The 12,758-nt window shown below is 70.8% G+C and carries 12 protein-coding genes and 1 tRNA gene; 6 read left to right on the top strand and 7 right to left on the bottom strand.

Going from position 1 to position 12,758, the window contains the following annotated elements; all coding sequences use genetic code 11:
- Positions 1-3: 3 nt before the first annotated feature.
- The 6 genes from SK095_RS19180 (at position 4) to SK095_RS19155 (ending at position 3,326) form a co-directional block, all read left to right on the top strand.
- The gene (locus SK095_RS19180; RefSeq protein WP_320548930.1) at positions 4-309 is read left to right on the top strand and encodes a MazG-like family protein; all 306 of its coding nucleotides are present in this window, start codon (positions 4-6) and stop codon (positions 307-309) included.
- A complete protein-coding gene (locus SK095_RS19175) occupies positions 306-1,073 on the top strand; it encodes a methyltransferase domain-containing protein (RefSeq protein ID WP_320547179.1) in 768 nt (255 codons plus the stop codon). The genes SK095_RS19180 and SK095_RS19175 overlap by 4 nt, the downstream gene beginning before the upstream one ends.
- A 153-nt stretch (positions 1,074-1,226) precedes the next feature.
- On the top strand, positions 1,227-1,814 hold the full coding sequence (locus SK095_RS19170; protein WP_201485141.1) for a DUF4136 domain-containing protein: 588 nt from the start codon (positions 1,227-1,229) through the stop codon (positions 1,812-1,814).
- Positions 1,815-1,888: 74 nt separating this feature from the next.
- The gene (locus SK095_RS19165) at positions 1,889-2,455 is read left to right on the top strand and encodes a DUF4136 domain-containing protein (protein WP_320547178.1); all 567 of its coding nucleotides are present in this window, start codon (positions 1,889-1,891) and stop codon (positions 2,453-2,455) included.
- A gap of 3 nt (positions 2,456-2,458) precedes the next feature.
- Entirely contained in the window at positions 2,459-2,821 is a 363-nt protein-coding gene (locus SK095_RS19160) for a DsrE family protein (RefSeq protein WP_320547177.1), read from the top strand.
- A gap of 25 nt (positions 2,822-2,846) precedes the next feature.
- Entirely contained in the window at positions 2,847-3,326 is a 480-nt protein-coding gene (locus tag SK095_RS19155) for a glycine cleavage system protein H (protein WP_320547176.1), read from the top strand.
- A gap of 12 nt (positions 3,327-3,338) precedes the next feature.
- Here the strand turns inward: SK095_RS19155 and SK095_RS19150 are convergent.
- The 7 genes from SK095_RS19150 to fdnG all read right to left on the bottom strand — a co-directional run bounded on the left by SK095_RS19150 (position 3,339) and on the right by fdnG (position 12,672).
- A tRNA-Sec gene (locus SK095_RS19150) sits at positions 3,339-3,434 on the bottom strand.
- Positions 3,435-3,496: 62 nt separating this feature from the next.
- A complete protein-coding gene (gene selB / locus SK095_RS19145; protein WP_320547175.1) occupies positions 3,497-5,398 on the bottom strand; it encodes a selenocysteine-specific translation elongation factor in 1,902 nt (633 codons plus the stop codon).
- Positions 5,395-6,801, bottom strand: coding sequence for an L-seryl-tRNA(Sec) selenium transferase (gene selA / locus SK095_RS19140; protein WP_136489920.1), 1,407 nt, complete (start codon positions 6,799-6,801; stop codon positions 5,395-5,397). Before selA ends, selB begins: the two co-directional genes overlap by 4 nt.
- Positions 6,798-7,721: a formate dehydrogenase accessory protein FdhE gene (fdhE, locus tag SK095_RS19135; RefSeq protein ID WP_136489921.1), complete on the bottom strand. Its 924-nt coding sequence runs from the start codon at positions 7,719-7,721 to the stop codon at positions 6,798-6,800. Before fdhE ends, selA begins: the two co-directional genes overlap by 4 nt.
- 238 nt (positions 7,722-7,959) lie before the next feature.
- Entirely contained in the window at positions 7,960-8,577 is a 618-nt protein-coding gene (locus SK095_RS19130) for a formate dehydrogenase subunit gamma (RefSeq protein ID WP_320547174.1), read from the bottom strand.
- A 95-nt stretch (positions 8,578-8,672) separates the two neighbouring features.
- Positions 8,673-9,599 carry a formate dehydrogenase subunit beta gene (gene fdxH, locus SK095_RS19125; protein ID WP_136489923.1) on the bottom strand — a complete coding sequence of 309 codons (927 nt, stop codon included), beginning with the start codon at positions 9,597-9,599 and terminating at the stop codon, positions 8,673-8,675.
- 1 nt (position 9,600) lies between these two features.
- Entirely contained in the window at positions 9,601-12,672 is a 3,072-nt protein-coding gene (fdnG, locus tag SK095_RS19120; protein ID WP_320547173.1) for a formate dehydrogenase-N subunit alpha, read from the bottom strand.
- Positions 12,673-12,758: the final 86 nt, after the last annotated feature.

Genomic DNA, 12,758 nt, shown 5'->3' with positions numbered 1-12,758 from the left:
CCCATGGACATCGAGGAACTGACCCGCCGCCTGCACGCCATCCGCGACCACAACGACTGGCGGCGCTTCCACAGCCCGAAGAACCTGGTCATGGCCGCCAGCGTGGAGATGGCCGAGCTGGTGGAGATCTTCCAGTGGCTGAGCGAGGACGAGGCCCGGCGGCTGCCGGGCGACACGCTGGAGCACGCCGGCCAGGAGATCGGCGACGTGGTGCTCTACCTGTTGCTGCTGTGCGGCGAACTGGGCCTGGACCTGGACGCCGTGGTGCGCGCCAAGCTGGCCGACACCGAACGGCGCTACAAGCGATGAGCGAATCCGGACAGCAGGACCGTCATTTCGACGAACTGGCCACCCGCTTCGCCGAGAAGATCTACGGCGGCGCCAAGGGTGCCATCCGCCTCGCCGTACTGCAGGCCGATCTCAAGGAGGCGCTGCCCGAGCGGCCGCTGCGGGTGCTCGACGTCGGCGCCGGCCTCGGCCACATGAGCCTGTGGCTGGCCGGCCAGGGCCATGCGGTGACCCTGGCCGAGCCCGCCGCACCGATGCTGGAGGGCGCCCGCGCGCGCTTTGCCGAAGCGGGCCAGCAAGCCACCTTCATCCAGGCGCCCTGGCAGGAGCTGCTCGACCAGCTGGATACCCGCTTCGATCTGGTGCTCTGCCATGCGGTGCTGGAGTGGCTGGCCGAGCCGCCGGCGATCCTGCCGGTGCTGCATCAGCTCACGGCCCCCGACGGCTGGCTGTCGCTGGCCTTCTACAACCGTGACGCGCTGATCTACCGCAATCTGCTCAAGGGTCACTTCCGCAAGCTGCGCAGGGAGCGCTTCGCCGGCGAGGGGCAGAGCCTGACGCCGCAGCGCCCGCTCGACCCGCGCGAGCTGGCCGTGCAGCTGGACGACTGGTTCCGCGTCGAGCAGCGCAGCGGCGTGCGGGTGTTCCACGACTACATGCCGGCCGAGTTCCAGGCCCGCGCCGAGCTGACCGACCTGCTGGAGATGGAACTGGCCTACCGCCGCCACCCGGCCTTCGCCGGGCTCGGCCGCTACCTGCACTGGATCTGCCGACCGCAGCCCTGATGCCAGCGGCGGGGCTCGCCCAGCCTGCCGCCAAGCGGCACATGGCGGCGGATCGCCCCGCCCCTGCAGGACAATGCCGCGCACGGGCATTGATAAATGGCGGTCTTCGGTCGCAAGCTGTGCATGATCGCCCCGTTACTCGCAGGTGCCGCCATGTCCGCCCGCGTCCCGCTCCTGCTGCTGCTCGCCGCCCTCGCCGGCTGTCAGACCAGCAACCCCTACACGGCCAGCCACCAGCCCTATCCGCCGGCGCCCCTCGACCCGGCGACGGCGCGCCATGCCGACCCGGGCAGCTATCCGCCGGCGACGCGCGACTTCGGCCAGTATCGCCACTGGCAGTGGGCCGAAGAGGTGGACGAACTGCTGGCCGGCATCGTCAGCGCCGAACTCGATCAGCGCGGCCTGCGCCCGGGGAGCGCGCAGAGCCCGGCCACCCTCAGCCTGCGCGCCTACCAGCGCAGTGCGATCCGCCAGCGTCAGACCTACGACGATCCCTATCTCGGGGCCGGCCTGGGTTACTACCATCACCACTACGGCTACTGGGGGGGCATGCCCATCCCGCTGGTCCGTACCGTAACCTATCGGGTCGAGGAGGTGCAGCTGGACTTCTTCGATGCCCGCAGCGGCGAGCGGGTCTGGCAGGCCGTCGGCGAAGCCGAGCAGAGCGGCCGTGGCGCCGCCAGCGCCGATGCCCTGCGCCGCGCCGTGCGCCAGGCGCTGGACGGCTTCCCGCCGCCTTGACCGCGGCACCGGACGCGACCACTCTCATCGGTACGACGCCAATCCCGGCGCCTTTCTGCCTCCGGGAGATCACCATGTTCCGCCGTACCCTCCTCCTCGTCGTCCTGCTCGGCCTGGCCGCCTGCCAGAGCATCCAGGTCGACAGCGACTACGACCCCAACCGCGACTTCGCCGCCCTGCAGACCTGGAGCTGGCAGGAGCCGGCCGTGCAGTACCGCCCGAACGACCCGCGCCTGACCAGCGACCTCACCGAGCAACGGGTACGCGCCGCGGTCGCCCAGCAACTCGAGCGGCGCGGGCTGCGCCAGTCAGCCCCTGGCGCGGCAGCCGACTTTCGCGTGCAGGCATTCCTGATCGTCGACACCCGCCAGCAGCAGGTCGCCACCTACTACGGCAGCGACCTGGTGACCGACCGCCATGGCCGACTGTGGGCCTCGCCCGGCTTCACCGAGGTACGCACCCTCGACTACCAGGTCGGCACCCTGCAGCTGGACTTCCTCGACCAGGACGGCAAGCTGATCTGGCGCGGCAGCGGTGCGCAGATGGTTCGCCGCAGCCCCGGCTCGCCCCAGGAGCGCAGCGCCGCCATCCACGAAACGGTGGCGAAGATCCTCGAACATTACCCGCCGCGGCGGCGCTGAAGCATGGCGCAGCGCATCCTGATCCTGGTCGCCAGCGGCCCGAGCACGCCGATGCGCTGCGCCGCGCCCTTCCACATCGCCACCCTGCTGGCCTGCATGGACGCCGAGGTGACCCTGTTCCTCACCGGCGAGGGCGTGCAGCTGGCGCGCGCGGAGATCGCCGACACGCTGTGCGCCGTCGACGGCGGCGAGCCGCTGCGCCACTTCATCCGCCAGGCCAGAAGCGCCGGGGCGCGCCTGCTGATGTGCTGCGCCCCCGGTGTGCCGCTGCACGCATACCGGCTGATCGAGGAAGTCGAGACGGCCACCAGCGGCGGCGAGCTGGCGCAGATGATCCTCGAATACGACCGTGTGCTGACCCTGTAACGATAGTGCCGAGCATGGAGCGCCCATGAGCGACATCCTCACCCTCAACGGCCTGCCCTTCCCCGCCGGGCTGCTCTACGCCCCGGCCTACAACCTGTGGCTGCGCGAGGAGCCCGATGGCAGCGTCACCCTCGGCCTGAGCGCCTACGGCTGTGCGCTGTACGGGCAGATCTTCGCCTTCACCCCCAGGCGCGCCGGCCTGCACATCGACGCCGGCCGCAGCTTCGGCGTGGTCGAGTTCGCCAAGGCCGCCAGTTCGGCGCGCAGCCCGCTGGCCGGCGAACTGGTCGAGGGCAATGCGCGCGTGCAGGAGCAGCCGGCGCTGATCAACCGCGACTGCTATGGCGAGGGCTGGCTGGCAAGGATCAGGCCCGACGACTGGCCGGCGGCGCGCGCCAGCTTCGTCAGCGGCGCGGCGGCGCTGGCCGCCTTCGCCGAGCAGATGCGTCTGGACAATTTCGACCCGCATGCGCCGGGAGTGCAGGCGCTGCAGTGGAAAACCTGAAGGGACAGAAAGTGGCGGAAGGCAGTGAGAGTCGAACTCACCCGGGAACGGCTGCCGTCCCCAACCGGGTTTGAAGCCCGGCCGCGCCACCGGGCGCGATTGCCTTCCCTGTCTCGCGGGCGGCGTGCCGGATGGCACGCCAGTCGAACTCATGCGGCGACCGCGGTGGCCTACTGCGCCAGCGCGTTGTCGTGACGCACCCGGCGCTCGTTGCCGCAGCGCCGGGTCAGGCCGACCCTGTCGAAGTGCTCGAGGATCTGCACGCAGCGCTTGCGGCCGATGCCGAGGCGGTCGCGGAAGTCGATGACCCGGATCATCCCCATCTGCGCCTCCAGCTGCAAGACCACCTGCGCCAGCTGCTGCAGGGTTTCCAGTGGATAGAACAGGTCCCTGACCACCTGCTGCAGCAGGCCGAGGCGCGCCAGCTTGCGCAGCAGCAGGCGCATGGCGCCCTCCTCCACCGCCAGTTCGGCGGCCAGCTCGCGCACCCAGGGCGGGTCGTAGCCGCCCTCCAGCAGCAGCGGCCAGACCTGGGCACGCAGCTTCTCGTCGGCGGCGGCGAGCTGCACGCGATGCTCCGGCAGGTGCAGCCAGGGGCCGCTGGCCTGCACTGCGCCGTGCGCCAGCGCCTGCTCCAGCAGGGCGACGAACAGCGGCCGCTCCAGCTCGGCGAAGGCGTAGCGGCGCAGGCGGTCACGGTCGGGACCGAGCTCGTCGGGCTGCTCTTCGTGGAAGCGCGTCAGCGCCGCCTGCAGCCGCTCGCCCAGCGCCTGCCAGCGCGCCGCCGGCAGCAGGCGCACGCCGCCACGGGTGGCGATCTCCACCACCTGCTCCGGCACCTGCCACAGCGTGCGCGGGCGGTTGAACTGGCGCTCCAGCGCCTGCGGGTCGATGCCGTTGAGCGCCGTCGCCAGCAGGCTCGGCAGCGCCTGCTCCAGGCCGCCCGCAGCCAGCGCGTGCAGCTGGGCGAGCCGCTGCGGCGTGCGCCGCGCCCGCGCCGGAGCGAGTGGATCGAGCACCTGCCCGCCGCCCAGGGTGCGCTGCGCCGACTGGTCGCGCAGCACCAGGGCATCGCCGTGCACGGCGTGCAACGGTGCGTTGAGCACCAGCTGGGCGAATGCCCGGCCACCCGGCGCCAGGCTGTCGCCCTCGAGCAGGGCGACCCGACCGGTGACATCGCTGGCGCCCAGATGCACGTGCACCGGCGTCCAGTGCTGCAGCGCGCGCGTCTCGCCGGGCAGCAGGCGCAGGTCGATGTCGAGGCGGGTGGTCGGTGCATGCAGCGCGGCGCCGAGCAGCCAGTCGCCGCGATGCAGCAGCTCCACCGCCAGACGCTCGCCGGCGAGGTTCAGCGCCACCCGCTGGCCGGCGTGGGCCTGCTGCGCCTCGCGGTTCTGCGCGTGCAGGCCGCGCACCCGCACGCGGCGCCCGCTCGGGCTGAGCAGCAGCTCGTCGCCGACCGTGACCCGCCCGGCCAGAGCCGTGCCGGTGACCACCACGCCGGCGCCGGCGACGCTGAAGGCGCGGTCGATGGCCAGGCGGAAGTGGCCGTCGGCGGCACGCGCCACCACCGCCCGCGCCTCGGCGAGCAGCGCCGCGCGCAGGGCGTCGAGGCCTGCGCCGCTGACACTGGACACCGGCAGCAGCGGTGCTCCGGCGAAAGGTCCCGCGGCCAGCAGGCCGGCCACCTGCTCCGCCACCACCTGCAGGCGCGCGTCGTCGACCCGATCGATCTTGGTCAGCACCACCAGGGCGCGGGGAATGCCGAGCAGCGTGACTATGGCCAGATGCTCGCGGGTCTGCGGCATCACCCCGTCGTCGGCGGCCACCGCCAGCAGCACGCAGTCGATGCCGCCGGCGCCGGCCAGCATGTTGTGCACGAAACGCTCGTGGCCGGGCACGTCGATGAAGCCGGTCAGCTCGCCGTTGCCCAGATCGGCATAGCTGTAGCCGAGGTCGATGGTGATGCCGCGTTCGCGTTCCTCGCGGCGGCGGTCGCCGGCCGTCCCGGTCAGCGCGCGCAGCAGCGCGGTCTTGCCGTGGTCGATGTGCCCGGCGGTGCCGACGATCACGATACGGCTCCGGCCAGCTGCGCCAGTTGCTCGACGAAGGCCGGCTCGTCGTCGAGCTGGCGCAGGTCGAGCCACAGGGCGTCGTCGTCGAGGCGGCCGATCATCGGCAGCGGCAGCAGGCGCAGCGCCTCCTCCAGCTGGCGCAGGGCGCGGCCGCGCAGGCGCTTGGGCTGCTGCGGGCGCAGGCACAGCGCGGCGCTGGGCAGGCGCGCCACCGGCTGGGCGCCGCTGCCGATCATGCCCAGCGCGTCCGCGACGCTCACCTGCCAGCTCGGCCCCAGGGCCTCCTGCAGCTGCGGAGCCAGGCGCTCGGCCTGGGCGCGGATCTCATCCTGCGGGCGGCTGAGCAGGCGCAGGGTCGGCAGGCGCTCGGCGAGTCGCTCGGGATCGCGGTACAGGCCGAGCACCGCCTCCAGCGCGGCGAGGGTCAGCTTGTCGACGCGCAGAGCGCGCTTGAGCGGGTGTTTCTTGATCTTCGCGATCAGCTCGCGGCGGCCGACGATGATCCCCGCCTGCGGGCCGCCGAGCAGCTTGTCGCCGCTGAAGGTGACGATATCGGCGCCGGCGGCCAGCGCCTCTTGCACGGTCGGCTCGGCCGGCAGGCCCCAGCGGGTCAGGTCGACCAGGGTGCCGCTGCCCAGATCCTCGAGCAGCGGCAGACCGTGGCCGCGGGCGATGGCTGCCAGTTGCCCGGTGGCCACGCTGGCGGTGAAGCCCTGCACGCTGTAGTTGCTGGTGTGCACGCGCATCAAGAGGCCCGTGCGCGGGCCGATGGCCGCCTCGTAGTCGCGCGCATGGGTGCGGTTGGTGGTGCCGACCTCGACCAGCTTGACCCCGGCGCGGGCCATGATGTCGGGGATGCGGAAGGCGCCGCCGATCTCGATCAGCTCGCCGCGCGAGATGATGCCTTCCCTGCGCGCGCCGAGGGCGGCCAGCGCCAGCAGCACGGCGGCGGCGTTGTTGTTGACCACGGTGACCGCCTCGGCGCCGGTCAGCTCGCGCAGCAGGCCCTCGACCAGCTCGTCGCGGTCGCCACGCCGGCCAGTGGCCAGGTCGTATTCGAGGTTGAGCGGATAGCGCGCGGCCTCGACCAGCGCGTCGATGGCCGCCTGCGGCAGCAGGGCGCGGCCGAGGTTGGTGTGCAGCACGGTGCCGGTGAGGTTGAACACCCGGCGCACGCGGCTGCGGTGCTGGGCGGCCAGCCGCTCGCCGGCGCGCCCGGCGAGCACCGCCTCGCTCAGCTCGATTTCCGCCAGCTGGCCGTGGCGGGCCGGCTCGCGCAGCTCGTCGAGCAGGTCGCGCAAGGTGGCGAGCAGCGCCTCGCGACCGTAGCGGCGCTGCAGCGGTTCCACCGCCGGGCTGCGCAGCAGCCTGTCCACCGAGGGCAGGCGCAGGGCGGTCATCCCTCGCCTCCCGGGATCAGCAGCAGGTCGGGCGCCTGGCGCAGGTAGCCGGCGCCGTCCAGCAGCAGATCGAGGTCGAGGCTGGCCAGGTCGGCGGACAGCGCCTCGCCGCCCGGCTCCAGCTCCAGGTAGAGCTGCTTGAGGTAGTGGCGGCACTCCGGACAGGCCTCGGCACGTACGCCGTGCGGCGAGTGCTCGAGATGCAGATGGTCGAGGCGCTTGGTGCTGCGGCAGTGGCTGCACTTGAGGCGCACGTAGTGCCATTCGCAGGCGCACAGCGAGCAGACCAGGTAGCGCAGGCCGTTGCGCGCGCCGTGGCCGTGGATCACCCCGGCCACCGGCAGCGAACCGCAGGCCGGACAGGTCTGCTGATCCTCGGCCTCGACGATGGCAGACAGGTCGAGGCCGAGCAGCCAGTGGCTCCAGGCCAGTTGCAGGGCGGCACCGACGAAGGGCGCCACGCCGGCCGGCACGCCGGCGAACTGGCCGCTGACCAGCGCCACGCCCCAGGCCTTGCGCTGGCCGGCGTCGGCGCCGCGCAGCTGCTCCAGCGCAGCGACGAGGGATGGATTGACCGGTTCAGGAGGCACGAAGGCGTCCAGCCAGGCGTCGAGCAGCGCCAGCCAGGCGTCCTCGCGCACTAGGCTGTCGGCGGCCAGCGGCGGCATGCCGTGGGCGATGGCCTGGGCGCAGCGCTGCGGGTCGGGAGCGGCAACGGAAGGCGGCGCATCCAGCACCTGCTGCTGGGCGCGGCACGCGGCGGCGAGCAGGCGCAGGTAGTCGCCCAGCGCATGGCCTTTGGCGAGCTGGGCGAGACGCTCGGCGCGCAGGGCGAACAACTGGCGCGGCGGCAACTGGAGGAACACGGGCTTGCTGGCGGCAGCGGCGATCTGGCCGGGCTCGAGAATGGTGCCTGACACGCAGGACTCCTTCTGGGCTTGTTGTGGTTTTTCGGGGCCTGAAGGGAAGCGTAGTCGCTGCACTCGGGAATGCACGTCTGCGGCATTGGCCATGGTGACAGGGTTGGCCTGGGAATGGTGCGCACGGCGCACCCTACCCCCACCGCAGGGTGCTTCGTGCTCAGCGCTGGCGCGCGCGGCGCCCCCTGCGCAGCGGATTGCCCCGCCGTAGGGTGCGCCGTGCGCACCGCTGGCCGAGCTACTTGCGGCCGATCTCCTTGAGCCAGCCCGGATGGTGCTTGCGCGCCCAGGCGCGGCTGACCTTGCCGGTGAGCATGGCGCCCACCGAGCCCTTGACCCAGATGGCGGCGTAGATGTGCACGATGATGCTGGTCACCAGCACGAAGGCGGCGGCGGCGTGGGCCAGCGCGGCCAGGCGGATCAGTTCGATGCCGAACAGGTGGCCGAAGTACTGGCGCCAGATGACGATGCCGCTGGCCAGCAGCACCAGCATGCACAGCACCAGCACCCAGAACAGCAGCTTCTGTCCGGCGTTGTAGCGGCCGACTTCAGGCAGCCGGTCCTCGCGGTTGCACAGCACGTCGCCGATCTGCCCGAGCCAGCGGCGGTCGTTGGCGTCGAGACGGTTATGCCCGGCGAAGCGCAGCGCCATGATCAGGAACAGCACGAACATGGCCAGGCCGAGAAAGGGGTGCAGGATGCGCGTCCACGGGCCGCCGCCGAACAGCCCGGACAGCCCGAACAGCGCCGGATGGAACAGCGCCAGCCCGGACAGCCCGGCGAGGACGAAGAGGATGGCCACGGCCCAGTGGTTGGACCGCTCCGAAGGGGTGTAGCGCTGGATCTCGTGTTTCATGCTGGGCTCCCGGAGGCGGCGGCCTGGTTGCCGCCCCCTCATCCCGCGAGGGGAGAATGCGTGGTTCGTGGCTGAATCGACCCGCGGCGAGCGCCTCAGGGCCGCTTGTTCGGATCGACCACATGCACCGACGGATCCACCTCATGCACCGTCGGCTCGCCGGGGTCCTCCTCCTCGTCCACCTTGTTCGGGCCGACCCGCACGTAGTGGAAGAAGCCGGCCAGCACGGTGGCGCCCATCGCCAGCAGCGCCAGCGGCTTGGTGATGCCCTTCCACAGGCTGACCAGCGGGCTGATCACCGGCGCATCGGGCAGGCCGGCGTACAGCGACGGCTGGTCGGCGTGGTGCAGCACGTACATCACGTGGGTGCCGCCGACGCCGTCCGGGTCGTACAGCCCGGCCTGGTCGAAGCCGCGTTCCTTGAGGTCCTTCACCCGCTCGGCGGCATGCGCCTGCATGTCCTCCTTGCTGCCGAACACGATGGCGCCGGTCGGGCAGGTCTTCACGCAGGCCGGCTCCAGGCCCACCGCCACGCGGTCGCTGCACAGGGTGCACTTGTAGGCCTTGTGGTCCTTCTGCGAGATGCGCGGGATGTCGAACGGGCAGCCGGTGATGCAGTAGCCGCAGCCGATGCACTTGTCCTGGTTGAAGTCGACGATGCCGTTGGCGTACTTGACGATGGCGCCGGGGCTCGGACAGGCCTTGAGGCAGCCGGGGTCGGCGCAGTGCATGCAACCGTCCTTGCGGATCAGCCATTCGAGGTTGCCGCTGGCGGGGTTCTCGTACTCGGTGAAGCGCATCAGCGTCCAGGAGTCGGCGCTGAGGTCGTTGGGATTGTCGTAGGTGCCGGCGTTGCCGCCGACCTGGTCGCGCAGCTCGTTCCACTCCGAGCAGGCGACCTGGCAGGCCTTGCAGCCGATGCACTTGGAAGTGTCGATCAGCTTGGCCACCTCGCCGGACTGGCGTACCTGCGGCATCGGCGTGGTGGTGGCGGAACGGGCGATGATGTCCTGGCTGGCCATGTCACACCTTCTCCACGTTGACGAGGAACGACTTGAACTCCGGCGTCTGCGTGTTGCCGTCGCCGACGAAGGGGGTCAGGGTGTTGGTGATGAAGCCGTTCTTCGCCACCCCGGTGAAGCCCCAGTGGATCGGGATGCCGACGTGGTGCACGGTCCTGCCGTCCACCGTCAGCGGCCGCAGGCGCTTGGTCACCACCGCCACCGCCTTGATGTAGCCGCGGTTGGAGCTGACCCTGACGCGGTCGCCGGCCTTGATGCCCAGCTCCTTGGCCAGAGTCTCGCCGATCTCGACGAACTGCTCGGGCTGGGTGATGGCGGCGAGCCGGCAGTGCTTGGTCCAGTAGTGGAAGTGCTCGGTCAGCCGGTAGGTGGTGGCCGCGTAGGGGAATTCCTCCGCCTTGCCGAACAGCTCCAGGTCGTTCTTGAACACCCGTGCCGCCGGGTTGCTGACCGCCTGGGCGTTGTCGTGCAGCGGGTTGCGCCCGATCGGCGTCTCGAACGGCTCGTAGTGCTCGGGGAACGGCCCCTCGGCCATCTTGTCGACGGCGAACAGGCGCGCCACCCCTTCGGGGTTCATGATGAACGGGTTCATGCCCTCCTCCGGCGCCGAGTCGGCCTTGAAGTCGGGCACGTCGGTGCCGCCCCAGCTCTTGCCGTTCCACCACACCAGGCGCTTCTTCACCGGGTCCCACGGCTGGCCCGAGGGGGCGGCCGAGGCGCGGTTGTAGAGGATGCGCCGGTTGGCCGGCCACGCCCAGGCCCAGCCGAGGGTCTGGCCCATGCCGTAGGGGTCGGCGTTGTCGCGCCGCGCCATCTGGTTGCCGGCCTGGGTCCAGCTGCCGCTGAAGATCCAGCAGCCGCTGGCGGTCGAGCCGTCGGCGCGCAGTTGGGCAAAACCCGCCAGCTGTTCGCCGGCCCTGGCCAGCACGGCGCCGGAGGCGGGATCGACGACGTCGGCCAGCGCCTTGCCGCTGAACTCGCGGGCCAGCTCGTCCGGCCCCGGCTCGTCCGGGCGCAGGTAGGGCCAGTCGAGGCCGAGGATCGGCTCGGGGAAGGCGCCGCCCTCCGTCGTGTACAGCGCGCGCAGGCGATGGAACAGCCCGGCCATGATGGCGATGTCGGTGCGCGCCTCACCCGGCGGCTCGGCGGCCTTCCAGTGCCACTGCAGCCAGCGCCCGCTGTTGACCAAGGATCCGTCCTCCTCGGCGAAGCAGGTGGTCGGCAGGCGGAACACCGTGGTCTGGATGCTCGCCGTGTCGACGTCGTTGAACTCGCCGGCGTTGCGCCAGAACTCCGAGGTGTCGGTGACCAGCGGGTCCATGATCACCAGGTACTTGAGCCTGGCCAGCGCCGCGCCGACCTTGGCCTTGTTGGGGAAGGCGGCGATCGGGTTGAAGCCCTGGCAGAAGTAGCCGTTGACCTGCCCCTGGAACATCATGTCGAACACCTTGAGCACGTCGTAGCCGGGCACGTCCAGCTTGGGCAGCCAGTCGTAGGCCCAGTCGTTCTCAGCGGTGGCGCTCTTGCCGAACCAGGCCTTCATCAGGCTGACGTGGAACTTCTCGTAGTTCTGCCAGTAGGACAGCTGCCCCGGACGCAGTGGCTTCTGCGTGCGTTTGGCGATGTAGGCGGGATAGTCCTGCTCGGCGTCGCCGGCCAGGGTCAGGTAGCCGGGCAGCAGGTTGGACAGCAGGCCCAGGTCGGTCAGGCCCTGGATGTTGGAGTGACCGCGCAGGGCGTTCATCCCGCCGCCGGGCATGCCGATGTTGCCGAGCAGCAGCTGCACCATGGCGCCGGTGCGGATCATCTGCGAGCCCACCGTGTGCTGGGTCCAGCCCAGCGCATACATGATGGTCATCGCCTTGCCGGGCGCCGAGGTCTCGGCGATGGCCTCCCAGACCTTGAGCATGGTGTCCTGCGGCGTGCCGCAGATGCGGCTGACCAGTTCCGGGGTGTAGCGGCTGTAGTGCTGCCTGAGCAGGTTGTAGACGCAGCGCGGATGGCTCAGCGTCGGGTCGACCACCGCGTAGCCGTCCGCGCCGATCTCGTAGCCCCAGGTGGACTTGTCCGGGTAGCTGCGCCTGTCCGCGTCGTAGCCGTTGAACAGGCCGTCCGCGAAGCCGAAGCCTTCCTTCACCACGAAGGACACGTCGGTGTAGTTGCGCACGTACTCGTGCTGGATCTTGTCGTTGCTGATCAGGTAGTTGATCAGCCCGCCGAGGAAGGCGATGTCCGTGCCGGTGCGGATCGGCGCGTACAGGTCGGCCACCGAGGCGGAGCGGTTGAAGCGCGGGTCGACCACGATCAGGCGCGCCTTGTTGTGCGCCTTCGCCTCGGTCACCCACTTGAAGCCGCAGGGGTGGGCTTCGGCAGCGTTGCCGCCCATGATCAGCACCAGGTCCGCATTCTTGATGTCGGACCAGTGGTTGGTCATGGCGCCACGGCCAAACGTCGGGGCAAGACCTGCCACCGTCGGGCCGTGTCAGACACGCGCCTGGTTGTCGAACGCCAGCATGCCCAGCGAACGCACCACCTTGTGGGTGATGTAGCCCGCCTCGTTGGAGGACGCCGAGGCGGCCAGGAAGCCGGTGCTCAGCCAGCGGTTGACCGTCTGCCCGGCGGCGTTCTTCGCGACGAAGTTGGCGTCGCGGTCATCCTTCATCAGCCGGGCGATGCGCTCCAGCGCCTCGTCCCAGCCGATCCGCCGCCACTCGTTGCTGCCGGCCTCGCGCACCTCGGGGTACCTGAGGCGGTTGGGGCTGTGCACGAAGTCGAGCAGCCCCGCGCCCTTCGGGCACAGGGTGCCGCGGTTGACCGGGTGGTCGGCGTCGCCCTCGATGTGGATGATCTCCTGGACGACGTTCTTGCCGCCGTCGCCGCGGCTGTACATGATCAGGCCGCAGCCCACCGAGCAGTACGGGCAGGTGTTGCGCGTCTCGCGGGTGCTGGTCAGCTTGAAGTGGCGGATCGTCTCGGCGTAGGCCGCAGGTGGCGCCATGCCCAGAGCCGCCAGGCTCGAGGCGCCGAGGCCGACACCGCAGACCTTGAAGAATTGCCGACGGTTCATGTCCATCGTGCGCTCCTCGTCAGGCAGGGAAAGGTCGTCCGGCGAGCCGGGCGACCGCTTCGCCTTAACCATAGTCCAGCCGGCGGGCACCG

The organism is Pseudomonas sp. AN-1 (genome assembly GCF_034057115.1).
In the GTDB taxonomy this organism is placed as follows: domain Bacteria; phylum Pseudomonadota; class Gammaproteobacteria; order Pseudomonadales; family Pseudomonadaceae; genus Geopseudomonas.
Note: the sequence above shows the minus strand (reverse complement) of the source record. Positions and strands in the feature narration are given on the sequence as shown.

Bases quoted from the DNA above. Each gene is read 5' to 3' on its own strand.
- SK095_RS19160 (WP_320547177.1), top strand. From the start codon at position 2,459: ATGGCGCAGCGCATCCTGATCCTGGTCGCCAGCGGCCCGAGCACGCCG.
- SK095_RS19130 (WP_320547174.1), bottom strand. From the start codon at position 8,577: ATGAAACACGAGATCCAGCGCTACACCCCTTCGGAGCGGTCCAACCAC.
- SK095_RS19175 (WP_320547179.1), top strand. From the start codon at position 306: ATGAGCGAATCCGGACAGCAGGACCGTCATTTCGACGAACTGGCCACC.
- fdxH (WP_136489923.1), bottom strand. From the start codon at position 9,599: ATGGCCAGCCAGGACATCATCGCCCGTTCCGCCACCACCACGCCGATG.
- SK095_RS19180 (WP_320548930.1), top strand. From the start codon at position 4: ATGGACATCGAGGAACTGACCCGCCGCCTGCACGCCATCCGCGACCAC.
- SK095_RS19155 (WP_320547176.1), top strand. From the start codon at position 2,847: ATGAGCGACATCCTCACCCTCAACGGCCTGCCCTTCCCCGCCGGGCTG.
- SK095_RS19165 (WP_320547178.1), top strand. From the start codon at position 1,889: ATGTTCCGCCGTACCCTCCTCCTCGTCGTCCTGCTCGGCCTGGCCGCC.
- selA (WP_136489920.1), bottom strand. From the start codon at position 6,801: ATGACCGCCCTGCGCCTGCCCTCGGTGGACAGGCTGCTGCGCAGCCCG.
- SK095_RS19170 (WP_201485141.1), top strand. From the start codon at position 1,227: ATGTCCGCCCGCGTCCCGCTCCTGCTGCTGCTCGCCGCCCTCGCCGGC.